This window comes from Streptomyces sp. SM18, assembly GCF_002910775.2.
GTDB lineage: Bacteria > Actinomycetota > Actinomycetes > Streptomycetales > Streptomycetaceae > Streptomyces > Streptomyces halstedii.
Map to the genome: position 1 here is coordinate 1006570 of NZ_CP029342.1, position 18977 is coordinate 1025546.

At 72.0% G+C, this 18977-nt stretch carries 18 protein-coding genes; 5 read left to right on the plus strand and 13 right to left on the minus strand.

What is annotated here, in order from left to right; all coding sequences use genetic code 11:
- Positions 1-188: 188 nt before the first annotated feature.
- The 5 genes from cbiE to B9S64_RS04325 all read right to left on the minus strand — a co-directional run bounded on the left by cbiE (position 189) and on the right by B9S64_RS04325 (position 4994).
- Positions 189-1424 carry a precorrin-6y C5,15-methyltransferase (decarboxylating) subunit CbiE gene (gene cbiE, locus B9S64_RS04305; protein WP_103489467.1) on the minus strand — a complete coding sequence of 412 codons (1236 nt, stop codon included), beginning with the start codon at positions 1422-1424 and terminating at the stop codon, positions 189-191.
- A 121-nt stretch (positions 1425-1545) separates the two neighbouring features.
- On the minus strand, positions 1546-2193 hold the full coding sequence (locus B9S64_RS04310; protein ID WP_103489468.1) for a GNAT family N-acetyltransferase: 648 nt from the start codon (positions 2191-2193) through the stop codon (positions 1546-1548).
- 140 nt (positions 2194-2333) lie between these two features.
- Positions 2334-3194, minus strand: coding sequence for a MetQ/NlpA family ABC transporter substrate-binding protein (locus tag B9S64_RS04315; RefSeq protein WP_103489466.1), 861 nt, complete (start codon positions 3192-3194; stop codon positions 2334-2336).
- Between the two features lie 70 nt (positions 3195-3264).
- A complete protein-coding gene (locus tag B9S64_RS04320) occupies positions 3265-3936 on the minus strand; it encodes a methionine ABC transporter permease (RefSeq protein WP_103489465.1) in 672 nt (223 codons plus the stop codon).
- Positions 3933-4994, minus strand: a complete 1062-nt coding sequence (locus B9S64_RS04325; protein ID WP_103489464.1) for a methionine ABC transporter ATP-binding protein — start codon at positions 4992-4994, stop codon at positions 3933-3935. Before B9S64_RS04325 ends, B9S64_RS04320 begins: the two co-directional genes overlap by 4 nt.
- A 612-nt stretch (positions 4995-5606) precedes the next feature.
- Between B9S64_RS04325 and B9S64_RS04330 the strand changes: the two genes are divergently transcribed.
- Positions 5607-5966: a hypothetical protein gene (locus B9S64_RS04330; protein ID WP_028444114.1), complete on the plus strand. Its 360-nt coding sequence runs from the start codon at positions 5607-5609 to the stop codon at positions 5964-5966.
- Between the two features lie 2 nt (positions 5967-5968).
- Complete coding sequence (locus B9S64_RS04335; protein ID WP_103489463.1) at positions 5969-6412, plus strand: hypothetical protein; 444 nt, start codon at positions 5969-5971, stop codon at positions 6410-6412.
- Between the two features lie 82 nt (positions 6413-6494).
- Here B9S64_RS04335 and B9S64_RS04340 read toward each other — a convergent pair whose 3' ends face one another.
- The 3 genes from B9S64_RS04340 to B9S64_RS04350 form a co-directional block, all read right to left on the minus strand.
- Positions 6495-6998, minus strand: coding sequence for a GNAT family N-acetyltransferase (locus B9S64_RS04340; RefSeq protein WP_103489462.1), 504 nt, complete (start codon positions 6996-6998; stop codon positions 6495-6497).
- 37 nt (positions 6999-7035) lie between these two features.
- The gene (locus B9S64_RS04345) at positions 7036-7557 is read right to left on the minus strand and encodes a sigma-70 family RNA polymerase sigma factor (RefSeq protein ID WP_109491968.1); all 522 of its coding nucleotides are present in this window, start codon (positions 7555-7557) and stop codon (positions 7036-7038) included.
- A gap of 96 nt (positions 7558-7653) precedes the next feature.
- Positions 7654-8826 carry a glycerophosphodiester phosphodiesterase gene (locus tag B9S64_RS04350; protein ID WP_103492054.1) on the minus strand — a complete coding sequence of 391 codons (1173 nt, stop codon included), beginning with the start codon at positions 8824-8826 and terminating at the stop codon, positions 7654-7656.
- 243 nt (positions 8827-9069) lie between these two features.
- Here B9S64_RS04350 and B9S64_RS04355 point away from each other — a divergent pair, with 243 nt between their 5' ends.
- Complete coding sequence (locus B9S64_RS04355) at positions 9070-9741, plus strand: 1-acyl-sn-glycerol-3-phosphate acyltransferase (protein ID WP_103492055.1); 672 nt, start codon at positions 9070-9072, stop codon at positions 9739-9741.
- A gap of 175 nt (positions 9742-9916) precedes the next feature.
- Positions 9917-10594 (plus strand): bifunctional 2-polyprenyl-6-hydroxyphenol methylase/3-demethylubiquinol 3-O-methyltransferase UbiG, encoded by a 678-nt coding sequence (locus tag B9S64_RS04360; RefSeq protein ID WP_103492056.1) that lies wholly within the window; start codon positions 9917-9919, stop codon positions 10592-10594.
- Positions 10595-10737: 143 nt separating this feature from the next.
- Here the strand turns inward: B9S64_RS04360 and B9S64_RS04365 are convergent, their stop codons facing one another.
- From B9S64_RS04365 to argH, 5 genes are all read right to left on the minus strand, one after another.
- On the minus strand, positions 10738-12291 hold the full coding sequence (locus B9S64_RS04365; protein WP_103492057.1) for an MFS transporter: 1554 nt from the start codon (positions 12289-12291) through the stop codon (positions 10738-10740).
- Complete coding sequence (locus tag B9S64_RS04370; RefSeq protein ID WP_103492058.1) at positions 12288-12839, minus strand: TetR/AcrR family transcriptional regulator; 552 nt, start codon at positions 12837-12839, stop codon at positions 12288-12290. The genes B9S64_RS04365 and B9S64_RS04370 overlap by 4 nt, the downstream gene beginning before the upstream one ends.
- A gap of 128 nt (positions 12840-12967) precedes the next feature.
- Positions 12968-15358, minus strand: a complete 2391-nt coding sequence (locus B9S64_RS04375; RefSeq protein ID WP_103492059.1) for an excinuclease ABC subunit UvrA — start codon at positions 15356-15358, stop codon at positions 12968-12970.
- Positions 15359-15682: 324 nt separating this feature from the next.
- Positions 15683-16654, minus strand: a complete 972-nt coding sequence (locus B9S64_RS04380; protein WP_103492060.1) for an aldo/keto reductase — start codon at positions 16652-16654, stop codon at positions 15683-15685.
- A 61-nt stretch (positions 16655-16715) separates the two neighbouring features.
- Positions 16716-18149, minus strand: a complete 1434-nt coding sequence (argH, locus tag B9S64_RS04385) for an argininosuccinate lyase (protein WP_103492061.1) — start codon at positions 18147-18149, stop codon at positions 16716-16718.
- Between the two features lie 196 nt (positions 18150-18345).
- Here argH and B9S64_RS04390 point away from each other — a divergent pair, with 196 nt between their 5' ends.
- Positions 18346-18951 carry a pyridoxamine 5'-phosphate oxidase family protein gene (locus tag B9S64_RS04390; RefSeq protein WP_103492062.1) on the plus strand — a complete coding sequence of 202 codons (606 nt, stop codon included), beginning with the start codon at positions 18346-18348 and terminating at the stop codon, positions 18949-18951.
- The last annotated feature ends 26 nt before the right edge of the window (positions 18952-18977 follow it).

Below are 18977 nucleotides of genomic sequence, written 5' to 3' on the forward strand. Positions count from 1 at the left end.
TTCGCCGCCGCGACGGACCGTCCGCACGGCTCGCTGTGGACTGCGCCACGTTGCGCGTCCCCCGGTTGCGCCGTACCACATCGTGGACCAAAACGGTCCCCTTTTCCGGACATTGACGAACGAACCGTCGAACGGCCGGGTGCGGTACAACAATCGCTCAGCCTACCTCGCGCCGTGCCCGGAGCGGGTCAGGGGGCGAGGTCGGAGCGGACCGCGGAGAGCAGGAACACGACCGAGCGCTCGCGCTCCGTCCAGGCCGACGTGTCCAGCGCGACGGACTGGAGCAGCACGCATTCGACGGCGTAGCCGTTGCCGCCGAGCGCCGCTCCCAGCGCCTCGGCCTCGTCGCGGTTGGCGGCGTGGGTGACGACGCGTTCCGGGCGGCGGGCGGCGACCGCGGTGACGACGGGGACACCGCCGCCCCCGATCCGTACCACGTCGGGTTCCGGCAGGCGTTCCAGGACGTGCGGGGCGCGGCCCTGGACGACCTGGAGGGGCACCTGGAGCGTGCGGGCGGCGGCCGCCGTACGGGCGCAGGCGGCCGGGTCGCTGTCCACGGCGAGGACCGCCGCCCCGAACCGGGCCGCCTCCGCCGCGAGGGCGCCGGAGCCCGAGCCGATGTCCCAGAGCAGGTCCCCGGTGCGGGGGCCGAGACGGGCCAGTTGGGCGGCGCGGAGCGCGGGCGACTCGCCCTCGGCGGGTTCGGCCCCGGCCGGACCGGGCGGATCGTAGGACGCCGGGGGCAGGGCCCAGCCACGGACGCCCTGCGGGCTGTCGGGGCGGCGGCCGGCCAGCCAGGCGGAGGTGGCGGTGGTCTCGGGGCCGCCGCCGATGACGATGACGACGTTGGGGTCGCGCCAGGCGTGGTCGGCGGTCTTGTCGGAGGTGAGGACGGTGACCCGCTCGCGGGCGGTGCCGAGTTCCTCGCAGATGACGAAGGTGCGGTGGACGCCTTCCAGGAGCAGCGCGAGTTCGGCGGGTCCGGCCCCCGGTGAGGTGAGGACGGCGACCTTGTGATGGGCCCGGCAGACGTTGACCGCGCGGCGCAGGGTGCGGGGGTGGGCGACGACGATCTGGGCGTCGTCCCAGGGCATTCCGGCGCGGGCGAAGGCGGTGGCCACGGAGGAGACGGCGGGCACGACCTCGACCTCCAGGCCGTGTTCGGGCGCGCGCAGGGTGCGTACGACTCCGAAGAATCCGGGGTCCCCGTCGGCGAGCACGACGGCGCTGCCCCGGTGCCCGGCGATCCGGCGGGCGGCCAGGTCCACGCTGCCGAGGCGGATGCGTTCGGCCCCGTGCGGGACCTCGGGCAGGGCGAGGTGGTGGGCGGCCCCGGCGACGAGTGTGGCGGCGGAGAGCGCGGCCGTGGCCGCTGCGGTCAGGGGTGAACCGTCCCAGCCGATCACCGTGACCCGGTCGGACATCGTCGTCAGTCTCCAGGGGTGTGGCGGGCGGGGCCTCCGCGCGGGGGCGGCGGAGCAAGGGTGAGCGTATCGGGTCCGCGCCGGGGTGCGGCCGGAGAGTTTCCCGGTCGCGGAGCGGTGTTCACTTCCAGTCGTCGTAGGTGCCGTAACCGCCCGCGTCGGCCAGCTGTTCGGCGACGCCTTCCAGGTCCTCGGGCAGCAGTCCCCACACGATGAGGTCGGTCCTGATGTCGGTCCAGCCGCCGTCGGTGCCGTTGTCGGTCCGGGTCCGCGCTATCCGGGCGTTGCGCAGGACGCCTTCACTGATGCAGCCGATCTTCTGGGCGACCTGCTGGGAGGCGGTGTTGTCGGCGGGGGTGCGCAGTTCGAGGCGCTCGAACCCCTGGTCGCGGAAGAGCCATTCGGCGACGGCGAGCACCGCTTCCGGGGCGTATCCCTCGCCGCGCCCCCAGGGCGCGGTGATGTAGCGGATCTCGGTGGACCGGGTGCGCCAGTCGGTGTTGAGCAGCCGCACGGAGCCGACCAGCCGCTGGGTGAGGAACTCCGTGACGGCGAGGACGATGCCGTGGCCCTGGGTGCGCTCGGCGGCGGCGATCCTGCGGACCCACCGCTCGGCGTCGACCTGGGTGTAGGGGTGGGGGGCGTCGGCCCAGGCGACGGTCTGCTCGTCGTTCATCATCTCGATGTACGCGGGGACGTCGGCCATGTCGAAGGGGCGCAGCACCAACCTGTCCGTGCTGATGGAGATGGACGGGAAGGTGGTAGTCATGCGCAGCTCCATGCCTCAAGACCGTGTAAAGGCACCAGCATGCAGCATCGGGGCGGTGGCGCGCATGGCCGGGTCCACGGGCCGGGCCCCGTACACCCGGTGCGAATGGACGGGGCCCGGCCGTGCGGGGTGTGCCGGGGTCAGGAGGCGGCGGGGGCGCCGAACGCCGGGACGATCGAGCCCTGGTAGGTGTCCTCGATGTACTTCTTGACCTCGTCGGAGTTGAGCAGCTTGACGAGCTTCTGGACGCGGGCGTCCTTCTCGTTGCCCTCCTTGACGGCGAGGAAGTTGGCGTACGGGTTGCCCTCGGCCTTCTCCAGCGCCAGCGAGTCCTGACCCGGCTTCAGGCCGGCCTCGATGGCGTAGTTGCCGTTGATGACGGCGGCGTCGACGTCGTTGAGGGCGCGGGGCACGGTGGCGGCCTCCAGCTCCTTGAACTCCAGGCCCTTCTTGTCCGTGATGTCGCTGAGCTTGGCGTTGGTGCCGACGCCGTCCTTGAGGGTGATCAGCCCGTTCTCGGCGAGGAGCTGGAGCGCGCGGCCCTCGTTGGTGGTGTCGTTGGGCACGGCGACGGTCTGTCCGGCCTTGAGGTCCTTGAGGTCCTTGACCTTCTTGGAGTAGAGGCCGAGGGGCTCCAGGTGGACGTCGACGACCGGGACGATGTGGGTGCCGTTCTTCTCGTTGAAGTCGTCCAGGTACGGCTTGTGCTGGAAGAAGTTGGCGTCGACCTGGCCGTTCTCGGTGGCGGTGTTCGGCAGGACGTAGTCGGTGAACTCCTTCACCTCCAGCTTGAGTCCGGCCTTGTCCGCCAGGTTCTTCTTGACGTAGTTGAGGATGTCGGCGTGCGGCGTCGGGGACGCGGCGACGACGAGCGCCTTGGAGGCGTCGGCGTCCGACGCCTTCCCGGAGGCGGGGTCGGAGTCGGTGCCGCACGCGGTGAGCCCGAGGGCGAGCGCGACGGTGGCAGCGGCGGCGGCGGTGAGCTTGATGTTCTTACGCACGAAGAGTGCCTCTTTCCGGTGGTGAAGGTGGTGCGCCCGGACAAGGAGTGCGGGCTTGGGGGAGGAGAAGTCAGGAGGTGGCGCGGCCCCGGCGGGCCAGCAGGCGTACGGCGATGTCGCCGATGAGCTGGACCACGGTCACGATCACGACGAGCAGCACGACGGTGACGAGCATGAACCGGTCGTCGAAGCGCTGGAATCCGTTGGTGATGGCCAGGGAGCCGAGTCCTTCGCCGCCGACCGCGCCGGCCATGGCGGAGTAGCCGATGAGCACGATGACGGTGGTGGTGACGCCGGAGACCAGCGAGGGCAGGGCCTGCGGCAGCAGCACCTTGCGGACGATGGTGGGGACCGAACCGCCCATGGACTGGACGGCTTCGACGAGCCCGTGGTCGACCTCGCGCACGGCGGTCTCGACGAGCCGGGCGAAGAAGGGGATGGCGCCGACGGCGAGCGGCACGATCATCGCGGTCGGGCCGATGAAGGTGCCGACCACCCAGGTGGTGAAGGGGATGATGGCGATCAGCAGGATGATGAAGGGCAGCGAGCGGCCGATGTTCACGACGACGCCGACGACCTTGTTCACCACGGTGTTCCGGAGCAGCCCGCCCTGGTCGGTGAGGACCAGCAGGATGCCCAGCGGGAGCCCGCCGACGACGGTGACGAGCGCGGCCCAGAGCACCATGTAGAGGGTGTCGACGGTGCCTTGGGCGAGCAGGGGCTGCATGTCGTTCCAGCTCACTTCGCCACCTCCTCGGTGAACACGGCGGGGGTCTGTGCGGGCGCGGCCCCGGCGGCCTCGTCCACGGTCTCGGCCTGGAGGCCCCGCTCGCGCAGGAATCCGATCGGCACGACGTTGTCCGCGTAGCCGCCGGGCAGTTCGATGCGCATCCGGCCGATCTGCCGGCCGCCGACGGTGTCCATGGCGGCGCCGAGGATCGAGATGTCGATGTTGTACTTCCGTGCGAGCTGCGAGATCACGGGCTGGGCCGCCTCGTCGCCGCGGAAGGTGACGTCGACCACGGTGCGGTCGGGGCCCGAGGCGGTGCCGCCCACCGGGAACAGCGCGTCGGCCAGCTCGGATCCGGGCGTGGCCAGCAGTTCGTCGACGGTGCCGGACTCGACGACGCGGCCCCCGCGCATGAGGGCGGCCGAGTCGCAGACGGTCTTGACGACGTCCATCTCGTGCGTGATGAGCAGGACGGTGAGGCCGAGCTGCTGGTTGACGTCGCGCAGCAGTTGAAGGATGGAGCGGGTGGTCTCGGGGTCGAGCGCGGAGGTCGCCTCGTCGGAGAGGAGCACCTTCGGGTCGCCGGCCAGGGCGCGTGCGATGCCGACGCGCTGCTTCTGGCCGCCGGAGAGCTGGCCGGGGTAGGCCTTCGCCTTGTCGGCCAGGCCGACCAGGTCGAGGAGTTCGAGGGCCTTGCGGGTGCGGGCCTGCCCGGAGATCCCGAGGATCTCCAGGGGCAGTTCGACGTTGCGCTGGACGGTGCGCGAGGACAGCAGGTTGAAGTGCTGGAACACCATGCCGATGCGGCTGCGCGCCTCGCGGAGCCCCTTGCCGGCGCGCCGGCCGCGGCCGGCGAGGGCGGTGAGGTCCTGTCCGTCGACGGTCACGGTGCCGGAGGTGGGGCGTTCGAGCAGGTTGACGCAGCGGATGAGGGAGGACTTGCCGGCGCCGCTCTGTCCGATGACGCCGTAGACCTCGCCCTCGCGTACGTGCAGGTCCACACCGTCCAGGGCGGTGACCTCACGTCCGCGTGACTGGTAGACCTTGGTGAGGCCCGAGGTGGTGATCACAGGGATTCCGTCACTGTCGAGTGCGCGGCGCGGTGGTGCCGGGCACGGGGCGTTCGTCTGAAGAGACTGTGCTCAGGGGTCTGGGTGGTCGACCGGTGGGAGTCTCGGCACGGCCGGGCCCGGGTTCCGGGCGCGGCTGGTGTCCGGGCAGGCTCGGTCCGCTGGACGCGGACGGCTCGGGCTCGGGTCTCGCTTCGGGGCGCGAGGCTCAGGCGGGGGCCCTCAGAAGGCGCGCATTCGACACATACAACGAGCACCGGGCGTCGTGTGCGCCTCGGTCGCGGGGATGCGGGAGCTCGTCGTGGTCATGGGCCCCAGTAAAACAGACGTAACGTTCCGGCGATCCCGGCTGTCCGTATAGCGGACAGCGGTGGACGGGTGCGGCCGCTCACCGGCCGGGCCCTCCCGATCGCCCCGCGCACCGCTCTGACCTGCGGTGATGCGAGGGGGCCCGGATCGGCGGCGGTCGGCACCGGCGGTCCTCGGCGGGTGTGTGCTGTGGCCAAGGCCACGATTCCCGGGCACGGCCCCGCCCGGACCCGGCCGCCGGGGCCCTTCCGGGGCGCCGGGGCCGCACGCGGCGGCACCCCCGGGCCGTAATACCCTCGGTCCATGCTCGTCGCCCTGACGGTCGCGGTCGCCGTGACCGCCCTCGCCCTCGCCGCCTGGTGCGGATTCGCCGCCTACCGGGACCAGCCCACCAAGGACTGGCACTTCATCGGGATGGCCGTGGTCTCCGTGCTGGCACTGGCCCAGTTGGTGGTGGGCATCGTGCGGCTGGCCGGCGGCGACCGCCCCGAGCAGGGCATGACGATCTTCATCGCCTATCTCATCGGCGCCTTCGCGGCCGTACCGGCGGCGGGCTTCCTCTCGCTGACCGAGCGGACCCGGTGGGGCTCGGTGACGGTGGCGGCCGGCGCGGTGGTGCTGGCCGTCCTGGAAGTACGGCTCTACGACATCTGGGGAAGCTGACCGTGACCGACACCGACCGTTCCGGGGCCCCGGCCTCCGCGCCCGCGCAGAAGCAGCAGTTCGAGCTCGGCACCGGGCCCGGACGCGTCCTGGTCTGGTTCTACGGGGTGTTCACCGTGGCGGCCGCCTCCCGCTCCGTCGTCCAGATGATCGTGGACTTCGGCAGGGCTCCGCTGGCGTACGTCCTGTCGGCCGTGGCCGCGGTGGTGTACGGGTTCATCACCTACTCGCTGGTGCGGGGCGGTGAGAAGGCGCGCCGGGCGGCCCTGGTGTGCTGTGCCGCCGAACTCGCCGGGGTGCTGGTGGTCGGCACCTGGACGCTGGTGTCGCCGTCCGCGTTCCCCGACGCCACGGTGTGGTCGGACTTCGGGATGGGCTACCTGTTCATCCCGGTGATCCTGCCGGTCACCGGGATGATCTGGCTGCGCCGCGCCCGCCGGGCCTGACGTCCGGGGGCGGTGTCAGGCGCACGACCCCCGGAGCCCCGGGGCTCCCGGGACCGGTCAGGCACCGGGCTCCCCGGACCGGTCAGGCGCTGGTGACGAACTCGGGTGCGACGGCGGGCTTCTCCAGCAGGATCAGACGCACGCCGTCCTCACCGGTGGTGTCGCCCACCCGGGCGTAACCCGCCTTGCGGTAGAGCCGCAGATTGCCCTCGCTGCGCTCACCCGCGGTCAGCCGGAAGCGCGTGGCCGCGCCCCTGTCCACCAGGGCGGACTCGGCGGCGCGCAGCAGCCGGGTACCCAGCCCGTGCCCCTGGAGGCGCGGGTGGACGCAGAGCCGGCCGATCCGGCCGACGCCCTCCGCGTCGAGGGAGCCGCACACCGAGCCGACGACCTCCTCGCCGAGCCGGGCGACGCACACGAGGTCCGTGGCGACCTCGTCGCGGACCGACGCCAGGGTCTGGACGAGCGGGGCGATGCGGTAGTTGCCGTACAGCTCCGCCTCGCTCTGGAAACAGAGGTACTGGAGTCTGAAGATCTGCTCGGCGTCCCGCGCTGTCGCCGCCGAGATGGTCACGCTCATGCCCATGTGTGCACGCCTCCCGCTCACCTGCTCCGCCGGTTGTCTACCGCTCCATTCCCCCCGCGTCAGGAGCTACAACCTCCGCCGCGAGCATTCTGCGCAGACATCCAAGGCAACGAGAACGCGTTGGACCCAAACTCCCCTGTGAGATACCCAACTCCCCTGCGATTTCGCGGTACGTGGGATCGTGGGCGGCCAGCATCGCGCCGAGCAGCCGGCGGCAGTTCCCGGGGAGCCGGCCGACCGCGGCGCGCAGTGCCCGGCGCTCGTCCGCTCGTTCGGCGATCCTCTCGGGCCGGGCGGCGCCGTCGGCGGGCAACTCGTCGGGCGGGCAGGGGTGTTCGCGCCGGGCCCGGCGCCGGGCGGCGCGTGCCTCCGCGCGGACGGCGGCGCGCACCCAGCGGGCGGGGTCGGCCGGCTGCCCGGGGCCGGACCGGCGTTCCAGCAGCCGCAGCCAGACGGACTGCTCCAGGTCGGCCGCCTCCATCCCGGCGGCCGGCGCCTCGGCGGTGGCCTCGGCCCGCACCAGCGGGTGCAGCGCGCGGACGAGAGCGAGAAGCGTCATGCCCCGTCAACGCGGGGCGGGGACGGGCGGTTGCCGTACGGGCGCGGCTCCACCCGACCGGGGCATCCCGGCCGGGTGGCTGACGGACGGGCCCGGTCAGCGCGTCCGGAAGTCCGCGGCGGCGAGCAGGGCGGTGTCCGGGTTGTCGGAGAAGATCCCGTCGATGCCGGTCGCGAAGTACGCCTGGAAGGCGCCGAACACGTCGCCGTAGGCGTTCGGGTCGGTGCCGCGCCGGAAGTCGGCGGGCAGGAAGGTGTTCTCGTTACGCAGGGTGTACGGGTGCAGCACCAGGCCCTTCGCGTGGGCGTCGGCCACCAGGGTGGTCGGCTCGGTGAGCCGGCCGGCGGCGTCCTTGGGGATGACCAGGTCCAGGGTGGGGCCGATGCCCTGGGCGAAGGAGGCGATCCACTTCAGCCCGGCGGGGGTCACCAGGTCGGCCACCGTGCGCGGGTCGCCGGACTCGACGAAGTCCCAGGGGCGCTCGGTGGGCCCGGAGAGCAGGACGACGCGCGGGGTGGCGACCAGCTTCGCCAGCCGGCGCATGGAGCCCGGCTCGAAGGACTGGAGGAGCAGCGGGGAGTTCGCGCGGTGCCGGTCGTGGCGGCGCAGCAGCCGGGCGAGGGGTTCCTCCAGGCCGAGGCCCAGCTTCCGGAAGTAGGAGGGGTGCTTGGTCTCGACGTACAGCCAGACGGGTGCGCCCCGGCGGCGGCCCTCCCGCTCGGCCCAGCGCAGCACCTCGTCGAAGGTGGGCACCTCCCAGCGGCCGTCGTAGACGGTGTTCCTCTGCCGGTTGCCGGGGATGCGCTCGGTGGCCCGGAGGGTCTTGAGCTCGGCCAGGGTGAAGTCCTCGGTGAACCAGCCGGTGAGGCTGACGCCGTCGATCACCTTGGTGGTCCTGCGGCTCGCGAACTCGGGGTGGTCGGCCACGTCGGTGGTACCGGTGATGTCGTTCTCGTGGCGGCAGACGAGGTGGCCGTCCCGGGTGGGTACCAGGTCCTGCTCCACGATGTGCGCGCCCATGTCCAGGGCGAGCTGGTAGGAGCCGAGGGTGTGCTCGGGCCGGTAGCCGCTGGCGCCGCGGTGGCCGATGACGGTGGGGACCGGCAGGTCGCGGTAGGTCCCGTGGCCGGTTCCCTGTCCGCCCCGGCCGCGGTCGGCGGCGTACGCCGGGCCCGCCGCCGTACCCGCCGCGGCGAGAGTCGCCGTACCGAGGACCGCCGCTCCCAGGAGGGTCCGCCGTCCGGGGCCCTGCTGCGCGCGCTGTGTCATGGATGCTCCTCGCGTGTGAGGCCGTGTGTGATGTCCGGCACCTGTCGGGCGCATGTGATCGTAGGGATCTACGCCGTCCGACGGGCGCACCCTGGACGAACGTGGCGCGAACACCGGTCACCACCGTGTATCCGTTCTGTGAACCCGATGTGCGCGGGGGCGGGGCCCGCGAGTATCGTCCTCACCTGCACAGACCCTGAACGATTCCGACCCGGCCGGGCCGGCCCGACCCCGGAGGACGCGTTGTCCCGACTCACGGTCATCAAGGCAGTGCTCGGACCGATCCTGCGCCTGCTGTTCCGCCCCCAGGTGGAGGGCGCCGAGAACATTCCGGGCAGCGGGCCGGTGATCCTCGCGGGGAACCATCTGACGTTCATCGACTCGATGATCATGCCGATCTGCTGCGACCGGCCGGTGTTCTACATCGGCAAGGACGAGTACGTCACCGGCAAGGGCCTCAAGGGGCGGCTGATGGCCTGGTTCTTCACCGGCTGCGGCATGATCCCGGTGGACCGGGACGGCGGACGCGGCGGTGTCGCCGCGCTGATGACGGGGCGTCGGGTGCTGGAGGAGGGCAACGCCTTCGCCATCTACCCGGAGGGCACCCGCTCCCCCGACGGCCGCCTCTACCGGGGCCGTACGGGCATCGCGCGGCTGACGCTGATGACCGGCGCGCCGGTGGTCCCGTTCGCGATGATCGGCACGGACAAGCTCCAGCCCGGCGGATCGGGGCTGCCCCGTCCCGGCAAGGTCACGGTGCGCTTCGGTGAGCCGATGGAGTTCTCCCGGTACGAGGGCATGGACCGTGACCGGTATGTGCTGCGGGCCGTGACGGACTCGGTGATGGCCGAGGTCATGCGGTTGTCGGGCCAGGAGTACGTGGACGTGTACGCGACGAAGGCCAAGGCGGCCTGAGACGGCCGACCGGCCGGAGCGCCGCAGCACGTGATCGCCGTTGTGTGACGGCGGGTAGTGGTCCGGACAGCCGCTTGGCCGAGCGGCTGTCGGTCGTTCCGGGCCGGGCGCCCGGCGAGCTCACCTTTCCCGGCCGTGGTTTCCCGGACGCCCGAGGGACTGATGGACTCACGCCATGACGACGCTACTTCCCCGCATCATGCGAGCGCTTGACCAGTTCCACGCCGACCGTCCCTGGGACCACAACGCTCATTACCACCGGTGGATCCTGCGCCAGCTCCCCAGACGTTACGGCAGCGCTCTGGACATCGGTTCAGGCAGTGGTGACCTCGCCAGACTCCTCGCCTCACGGTCCGGAGCAGTGCACGGTATCGACGTCGATCCCACGATCACCGAGCGCGCCCGGGAGTTCACGGACCCCGCCGTCCCGGTGACCTTCACTGTCGGGGACGCGTTGGAGGAGGTGCCGCCCGGCCCCTATGACGTCATCACATGCGTCGCCACCATCCACCACGTTCCGTTCGACCACGCCCTCATCCGCTTCCGCCAGCACCTGGCTCCCGGCGGAACCCTGGTCGTCGTCGGCGTCTACCGTCCACAGTCTCTGAGCGATCACCTGATCGACGCCGTGGCCATTCCGGCGAACCTCGTCGTGGCCTGGATCAGGAACAAGGGCCGCAAGGCGCCGCGACCGGCTTCGATGACCGCCCCCACTCGACCGGCGACCATGACCTTCGCGGACATCGTTCGCGAAGCCCGCCAGGCGCTACCCGGTGCACGGCTGCACCGACGACTGTTCTGGCGCTACACGCTGCTCTGGCACCGGCACCAGGAGGCCGGCCTCACGGCTTGACTGGGGCCAGGACAGCGGCATGTTCGCGGCGGAATTCTCCACGGCCCTGGCCGTAACAGCACGGTCTCCGGTCTTGGACGGACACCCGGCACACATGAGCGCCCGGGGTACGGGCCCTTCCGTGTGCCGGGTGTCCGGCCGGTTCACGGGTGTTCGGCGCCGTCCTCCAGCCTCTGTCCCCGCAGCAGGAACCACGCGGCGGCGGCGGTCGCCAGCAGGACGGCCGCGCCGACTCCCGCGGCGGCCCCCAGCCCGTGCACGAACGCGTCCTGGGCGGAGGAGACAAGGGCGTGCGCCTGCGGGGCCGGCAGTGTGTGCGCGGCCTCCACGGCGCCGCCCAGCGACTCGTGCGCGGCGGCCGTGGTTTCCGGCGGGATGCCGCCCGGGGTCTCGAAGCCCCGGTAGACCCCGGTGACGATGGATCCGAGCAGGGCGATGCCGAGAGCCGCCCCCAGCTCGTACGCGGTCTCCGAGACGGCGGACGCGGATCCGGCGTGCTCCTTGGGCACGCTGGAGAGGATCACGTCGGCGGTGACGGTGAAGGAGAGGCCCGCGCCGACTCCGACCACCAGGAGCACCGCGCCGAGCAGCGGGTATCCGGTGTCCTGGTGGATGACGGTGACGACGGCGAGGGCCAGTCCGATCCCGGCCAGCCCGCCGGAGACGACGGAGCGCACCGAGAAGCGGCGGGCCGCCCTGCCCGCCAGCAGTCCCGCGACCACCGCGCCGACGGCGGCGGGCAGTTCCGCGAGTCCGGCCTCCAGCGGGCTGCGCCCCTGGACCAGTTGGAGGAACTGGGAGAGGAAGAACACCAGGCCGGACAGGCCGAGGATGGTCAGCAGGTCGGCGAGCACCGCGCCGGAGAAGCCCCGGTGGTGGAAGAGCCGCATGTCCAGCAGCGGTGCGGGCAGCCGGAACTGCCGCCGTACGAACTGGACGAGGGCGAGCACCCCGACGGCCGCGGCCCCGGCCACGGCCCAGCTCACTCCGTGCGCCGCCGCCTCCTTGACCGCGTAGACGACCCCGACCATGCCGATGAGGGACAGCGCGACGCTGAGCAGGTCCCAGGGGCCGGGGGACGGGTTCTTCGACTCGGGGATCATCTTGACGCCGACGACCACCAGGACGGCCATGACCGGCAGGTTGATCAGGAAGACCGAGCCCCACCAGAAGTGCTCCAGCAGCACCCCGCCGACGACCGGGCCGACGGCGGCGCCCGCGGAGGCCATGGCACCCCAGATGCCGATGGCGAGGCTGCGTTCGCGCGGGTCGTGGAAGAGGTTGCGGATGAGGGCGAGCGTGGACGGCATCAGGGTGGCACCGGCCACGCCGAGCAGCGCCCGCGCCACGATCATCATCTCCGGCCCGGTCGCGTAGGCGTTGAGCACGGAGACCGCGCCGAACGCCAGCGCGCCGCTGAGGAGCAGCTTCTTGCGTCCGATGCGGTCGCCGAGGCTGCCCATGGAGACCAGGAGCCCGGCGATGACGAAGGAGTAGACGTCGCCGATCCACAACAGCTGGGTGCCGGTCGGCTTGAGGTCCTCACTGAGGAACGGGGTCGCCAGGCCGAGCACGGTGGCGTCGACGGCGACGAGCAGCACGGCCAGGACGAGGACGGTGAGGGCGACCCACCGCCCCGGAGGACGCAGTTCGTCGGCCGTGAGGGCCTGCTGAGGGGGTGTGCTGGGGGTGCTCACTGCTCCACGCTCCGGCGTGCTCCGCCGAGCAGCAACTCGGCGATCATGTGGGGGAAGTCCTGTCCGGCGACCCGTCCGGCCTGGACGGCCCAGGCGCCGGCGCCGATGAGGGCGTAGAGCGCCTCGGTCAGCCAGGCCGGGGTGAGGTCGATCCGGAACTCGCCGCGTTCCTGGCCGCGCCGGAAGAAGGCGGCGACCCGGGCGTCCAGCCGGTCCCAGCCCTCGTTCATCTCGTCGCCCTCGAAGAGCTGGTTCTCGGTGACGAGGAAGGACAGCAGCCCGGCGGCCGGCTCCACGGCGACGATCAGCCGTCGCAGACCGTCCTCGGCGCTCCCCTCGTCGAGCCCGGCCGCGTCCAGGGCGGCCTCGAACTCCTGGATGCCGAGGTCTTCCAACGCCCTGACCAGGGCGTCCCGCCCGGCGAAGTGGCGGTGCAGGGTGGCCCGGCCGATGCCGGCGGCCCTGGCCACCTCGTCCATGGTGGCGGTGGATCTGCGGGACAGCAGGGCGGCGGCACTGCGCAGCACCTGCTCACGGTCAAGACTCATGAGACGACAGTAACTCACGTGAGACACGAATGTCTCACCGGGGGTCCGTGGGGCGCCCCTGAGGTGAGGGCGTGGGTGCCGCCGGGGCCCGGCCGGGCGGGGCCCCGGCCGGGCCCCGCGGTGGCCGCTCAGCCCCCCACGTACGCCGCGAGGTGCTCTCCGGTGAGGGTGGAGCGGGCCGCGACGAGGTCGGCGGGGGTGCCCTCGAACACGATCCGGCCGCCGTCGTGGCCGGCCCCCGGACCGAGGTCGACGATCCAGTCGGCGTGCGCCATGACCGCCTGGTGGTGCTCCACGACGATGACCGACTTGCCGGAGTCCACGAGCCGGTCCAGCAGTCCGAGCAGCTGCTCGACGTCGGCCAGGTGCAGCCCGGTCGTCGGCTCGTCCAGGATGTACACCCCGCCCTTGTCGGACATGTGGGTGGCCAGCTTGAGCCGCTGCCGTTCGCCGCCGGACAGGGTGGTGAGCGGCTGACCGAGGGTCAGGTATCCGAGCCCGACGTCGGCCAGGCGGTCGAGGATCCGGTGCGCCGCCGGCGTCCGGGCCTCCCCCTCGCCGAAGAAGTCGCGCGCCTCGCTCACCGGCATGGCGAGCACCTCGCTGATGTCACGGCCGCCGAGGTGGTACTCCAGCACCGACGCCTGGAACCGCCGCCCCTCGCAGTCCTCGCAGGGGGTGGCCACCCCGGCCATCATCGCCAGGTCGGTGTAGATGACACCGGCGCCGTTGCACGTCGGGCAGGCGCCCTCGGAGTTGGCGCTGAACAGGGCCGGCTTCACCCCGTTGGCCTTGGCGAACGCTTTGCGGACCGGGTCGAGGAGCCCCGTGTACGTCGCCGGGTTGCTCCGCCGCGAACCGCGGATCGGGCTCTGGTCGATCGACACCACCTCCTCACCGGCGGGGAGCGAGCCGTGTACGAGGGAGCTCTTGCCGGACCCCGCGACGCCGGTGACGACGGCGAGCACGCCGAGGGGGATGTCCACGTCGACGTCGCGCAGGTTGTTCGCCGTCGCCCCGCGGATCTCCAGGGCGCCGGTGGGCTCGCGTACCGTCTTCTTCACGGTGGCACGGTCGTCCAGGTGGCGTCCGGTGAGGGTGTCACCGGCGCGCAGCCCCTCGACGGTCCCCTCGAAGCAGACGGCCCCTCCCCCGGTCCCGGCGCCGGGACCGAGGTCGACCACGTGGTCGGCGATGGCGATCACCTCGGGCTTGTGCTCCACCACCAGCACCGTGTTGCCCTTGTCCCGCAGGCGCAGCAGCAGGCCGTTCATCCGCTGGATGTCGTGCGGGTGAAGGCCCGCGGTGGGCTCGTCGAAGACGTACGTGACGTCGGTCAGCGAGGAACCGAGGTGGCGGATCATCTTCACCCGCTGCGCCTCGCCGCCCGAGAGGGTGCCCGCGGGCCGGTCCAGCGAGAGGTAGCCGAGCCCGATCTCCACGAACGAGTCGAGGGTCTGCCGCAGCGTGGTGAGCAGTGGCGCCAGGGCCGGTTCGTCCAGCTCCCGTACCCATACCGCCAGGTCGCTGATCTGCGTCGCGCACGCGTCGGCGATGCTGATCCCCTTGATCTTCGAGGAGCGGGCGCCCTCGCTGAGCCGGGTGCCGCCGCATTCGGGGCATGCGGTGAAGGTGACCGCCCGCTCCACGAACGCCCTGATGTGCGGCTGCAACGCCTCCTTGTCCTTGGAGAGCATCGACTTCTGGATCTTCGGGATCAGGCCCTCGTACGTGAGGTTCACCCCCTCGACCTTCACCTTGACCGGCTCGTGGTGGAGGAAGTCCCGCATCTCCCGCTCGCTGAAGTCGCGGATCGGCTTGTCCGGGTCGAGGAGGCCGGACTCGGCGTAGACCCGGACGGTCCAGAAGCTGTCGGACTTCCAGCCGGGGATGGTGAACGCGCCTTCGGAGAGCGACTTGGAGTCGTCGTAGAGCTGGGTGAGGTCGATGTCCGAGACCCGGCCGCGGCCCTCGCAGCGCGTACACATCCCGCCGGTGCGCTGGTAGGTCGCCTTCACCGCCTTCTTGGTGCCGCGCTCGACGGTGATCGCGCCGCTCGCCCGCACCGAGGCGGTGTTGAAGGAGTACGCGCTGGGCGGGCCGATGTGCGGAACACCGACCCGGCTGAAGAGGATGCGCAGCATCGCGTTGGCGTCGGTGGCGGTGCCGACGGTGGAGCGCGGGTCGGCGCCCATGCGCTGCTGGTCGACGATGATCGCCGTCGTCAGCCCCTCCAGCACGTCCACCTCGGGGCGGGCCAGGGTGGGCATGAAGCCCTGGACGAAGGCGCTGTAGGTCTCGTTGATCATCCGCTGCGACTCGGCGGCGATCGTGTCGAAGACCAGTGAGCTCTTGCCCGAGCCGGAGACCCCGGTGAACACCGTCAGCCGGCGCTTCGGGATCTCGATGCTGACGTCCTTGAGGTTGTTCTCGCGCGCCCCGTGCACGCGGATCAGGTCGTGGCTGTCGGCGGCGTGCGGCGCGGACGCCTGGGTGTCCGTCGTCGTGGCCCTGCTCATCGTCTCTCCATCTGTCGGGCGGGGCCGTGTCTCGTGGTCCCCGCCGGCGTCGCCCGGCTCGGTCGCGGTCCCGCCGGCGCGGGCGTACCGGCGTGGGTCCCGGTCTCCGGAGCGCTCCGTGGAGGCGGGCCGAGAACGTACCCCACCGCCTCACGCGGGGTCATGTGCACGGGGCCGGGCCCCCCGCTCCGCCGGTGGGGCCGACGCTACCGAGCGGGGGCGGCCGGCGCTTCTCGTTTCCTGACCGGTCGTACCGCCGTGGCCGGGGCGGGGGCGGCGGCCACGACGGACGGCGCCCCGGACCGCTCCGGGAGCACGGCGGGCTCAGGACCAGGGCAGCGAGGCGCGGTAGCGCCAGTAGGCCTCGGGCTCCTCCACCAGGGCGCTCAGCCGGTCGAGGCGTTCGGCGTCGAGGTCGAGCAGCGGGGCGTGCAGGTTGCCGGCGAGCTGGGTCACGGTGGCCGCCCCGGACAGCACGACGCCCGCCCATGGCTCGCGGAGCACCTGGGCGAGCGCGACGGCGTCGGGCTCCAGGCCCGCCTCGGCGGCGATCTCCCGGACGACGGCGGGCGCGTCGGTGCCCGCGAGCCGGCCGTTGGCGACGGCCTCCTTGACGATGACGGTGAGTCCGGCGGCGTGGGCGTCCGCGAGCGCCTGCCCGGCCGAGGTCTCCAGGGCGTTGTAGGTGGCCTGGACGGTGCCGAAGAGGGGCTCGCCGTCCACCGTGACGGCGAGGGCCGCGCGGATGGCGTCGGCCTGGGCGGGTCCGCTGGTGGAGAAGCCGACGGTGACACCCTGGCCGGCGAGTTCGGCCAGCCGCTCGTGCAGCGCCGTGTCGGTCAGGGCCGGGCTGTCGGCGGTCACCGAGTGGATCTGGTAGAGGTCGAGCCGGTCGCCGAGGAGTCCGGCGGTCTCGGCGCGCTGGCGCTCGTACGCGGCGAGGCCGTGGTCCTTCACCTCGTGCGTCTCGGCGTCGGTCTTCCAGTCACCGGTGTACGTGTAACCCCACTTGCTGCCGACGACGACGTCCGCCGCCTCCGGGTGGTCCGCGAGCCACTGGGCCAGGAACTCCTCGGCGCGGCCGTAGGAGCGGGCCGCGTCGATGTAGCGGACGCCCTGGGCGTAGGCGGCGTCCAGGAGCTCGTGGGTGCGCTCGCGCAGCGCGTCGACACCGCGTCCGGCGGGGAGGTCCCGGTCGCGGTGCGGGGTGATGTAGCCGGGCCTGCCGACGGCGGCCAGGCCGAGCCCGATGTGGGCGGTCGGGGTGGTCGCGCGGTCCAGGCGGGCGAAGGGCATCGCGGGCTCCTTGGGTCGGGTTCGGACCTTCCCGTCCAACGTAGCCCGCGACGCCCCCGGGTCAGCCGCGCGCGGTGGCCCAGGCGTGCTGCGTCACCAGGTCGGCCTTCACCTCGGCGAGCTGGACGGCCACGGCGGACGGGGCGGTGCCGCCGCGGCCGTCGCGGGAGGCCAGCGCGCCGGGCACGTCGAGGACGGTCCGCACCTCGGGGGTGAGGTGCTCGGAGATCTTCTCGAACTGCTCGTCGGTCAGCTGGTCCAGCTCGATGCCCTGCTGCTCGCAGACCTTCACGCACTCGCCCGCGACCTCGTGGGCGACCCGGAACGGCACCCCTTGGCGGACCAGCCACTCCGCGATGTCCGTGGCGAGCGAGAACCCGGCCGGGGCCAGCTCCTCCATGCGCTCCCGGTTGACGGTGAGGGTGGCCATCATGCCGGTGAAGGCGGGCAGCAGGATCTCCAGCTGGTCGCAGGAGTCGAAGACCGGCTCCTTGTCCTCCTGGAGGTCGCGGTTGTACGCGAGCGGGAGGGCCTTGAGCGTCGCCATCAGGCCGGTGAGGTTGCCGATGAGGCGGCCGGACTTGCCCCGGGCCAGCTCCGCGATGTCCGGGTTCTTCTTCTGCGGCATGATCGAGGAACCGGTGGAGAAGGCGTCGTGGAGGGTGACGAAGGAGAACTCCTTCGTGTTCCAGATGATGATCTCCTCGGCGATCCGGGAGAGGTTGACGCCGATCATGGCCGTGATGAACGCGAACTCGGCGACGAAGTCCCGCGAGGCGGTGCCGTCGATGGAGTTGGCGGCCGATCCGCGCTCGAAGCCGAGGTCGGCCGCGACCGCCTCCGGGTCCAGGCCGAGCGAGGACCCGGCCAGCGCGCCGGAGCCGTACGGGGAGACGGCGGTGCGCCCGTCCCACTGGCGCAGCCGCTCGGCGTCCCGGGACAACGACTGCACATGGGCCAGGACGTGGTGGGCGAAGAGGACCGGCTGGGCGTGCTGGAGGTGGGTGCGGCCCGGCATGGCCACATCCGGGTGCGCCTCGGCCAGGCCGACCAGCGCGTCCTGGAGCTCGGCGAGCAGGCCGCCGATGACGCGGGCGTGGTCGCGCAGGTACATCCGGAAGAGCGTGGCCACCTGGTCGTTGCGGGACCGGCCGGCCCGCAGCTTGCCGCCGAGGTCCGGGCCGAGGCGCTCCAGGAGACCGCGTTCGAGTGCGGTGTGGACGTCCTCGTCGGCGACGGTGCCGGTGAACGACCCGTCCGCGACGGCGGTTTCGAGCGCGTCCAGTCCCGCGGTCATCCGGGTCAGCTCGTCCTCGGTGAGCAGCCCCGCCGTGTGGAGGACGCGCGCGTGGGCGCGGGAGCCGGCGATGTCGTACGGCGCGAGCCGCCAGTCGAAGTGGACGGAGGCGGACAGCTTGGCCAGCGCCTCGGCCGGGCCGTCGGCGAAACGCCCGCCCCACAGGCGTACGTCGCTGTTGCCGGTGCCGTTGCTCACTGCGTGCTCCTCGGGAGTGCAAGGGGTATGCGTCCGCCTCGCGGCGCGATCACGTATGGCATAACTATGCAATGGACCGTATGCCTTGTCAAAGCACCTGCTCAGGGTTCCGGTCAGATCTCCGGCCGGGACCGGGTCCGGTCCCGGGACGGCGGAATTCCCGGCGCCGGCCGAGGGGCGGCACGAGAATGCGGCCATGGGAAAGACATACGAACGCATCGAGGGCCGACTCCGGACGTTCATCGAGCGACAGCCGCTCTTCTTCACCGCGACGGCGCCGCTGGACGCCGACGGCACCGTCAACCTCTCGCCCAAGGGCGTCAGCGGTTCGTTCGCCGTCCTCGACGAACGGACCGTGGCCTACCTCGACTTCGCCGGGAGCAACGCCGAGACCGTCGCCCACCTCCGGGAGAACGGGCGCATCACCCTCATGTGGTGCGCCTTCCAGGGGCCACCCGACATCGTCCGGGTGCACGGCCGCGGTGAACCGGTCTTCCGTGACGACCCGCGCTTCCCCGCCCTGCTGAGCCGCTTCACCGCGGTGGACCCGGCCCCGCACGGGCTGCGGGCGATCATCGTGGTGACCGCCGAACTGATCCGGGACACCTGCGGTTTCGCCGTGCCCCTCATGTCGTACGACCAGGACCGTTCGCTGCACGGCGACCGCTTCCGCCGGGAGGACGACGCCGGTCTCAGTGCCTACTTCGAGAAGAAGGAGCACGTCGCCACCAGTATCGACGGGCTGCCGGGCCTCCCTCTGCCGCTGCCCGCCATGCCCTCCGTGCCCCCCGCCGCCGGGTGAGGTGCTGGGCCGTACGGAGCAGGCGC

Excerpts from the sequence above, each read along its gene's own strand:
- cbiE (WP_103489467.1), bottom strand. The coding sequence starts at position 1,424 with ATGTCCGACCGGGTCACGGTGATCGGCTGGGACGGTTCACCCCTGACC.
- B9S64_RS04310 (WP_103489468.1), bottom strand. The coding sequence starts at position 2,193 with ATGACTACCACCTTCCCGTCCATCTCCATCAGCACGGACAGGTTGGTG.
- B9S64_RS04330 (WP_028444114.1), top strand. The coding sequence starts at position 5,607 with ATGCTCGTCGCCCTGACGGTCGCGGTCGCCGTGACCGCCCTCGCCCTC.
- B9S64_RS04340 (WP_103489462.1), bottom strand. The coding sequence starts at position 6,998 with ATGGGCATGAGCGTGACCATCTCGGCGGCGACAGCGCGGGACGCCGAG.
- B9S64_RS04345 (WP_109491968.1), bottom strand. The coding sequence starts at position 7,557 with ATGACGCTTCTCGCTCTCGTCCGCGCGCTGCACCCGCTGGTGCGGGCC.
- B9S64_RS04350 (WP_103492054.1), bottom strand. The coding sequence starts at position 8,826 with ATGACACAGCGCGCGCAGCAGGGCCCCGGACGGCGGACCCTCCTGGGA.
- B9S64_RS04360 (WP_103492056.1), top strand. The coding sequence starts at position 9,917 with ATGACGACGCTACTTCCCCGCATCATGCGAGCGCTTGACCAGTTCCAC.
- B9S64_RS04370 (WP_103492058.1), bottom strand. The coding sequence starts at position 12,839 with ATGAGTCTTGACCGTGAGCAGGTGCTGCGCAGTGCCGCCGCCCTGCTG.
- B9S64_RS04375 (WP_103492059.1), bottom strand. The coding sequence starts at position 15,358 with ATGAGCAGGGCCACGACGACGGACACCCAGGCGTCCGCGCCGCACGCC.
- B9S64_RS04380 (WP_103492060.1), bottom strand. The coding sequence starts at position 16,654 with ATGCCCTTCGCCCGCCTGGACCGCGCGACCACCCCGACCGCCCACATC.
- B9S64_RS04390 (WP_103492062.1), top strand. The coding sequence starts at position 18,346 with ATGGGAAAGACATACGAACGCATCGAGGGCCGACTCCGGACGTTCATC.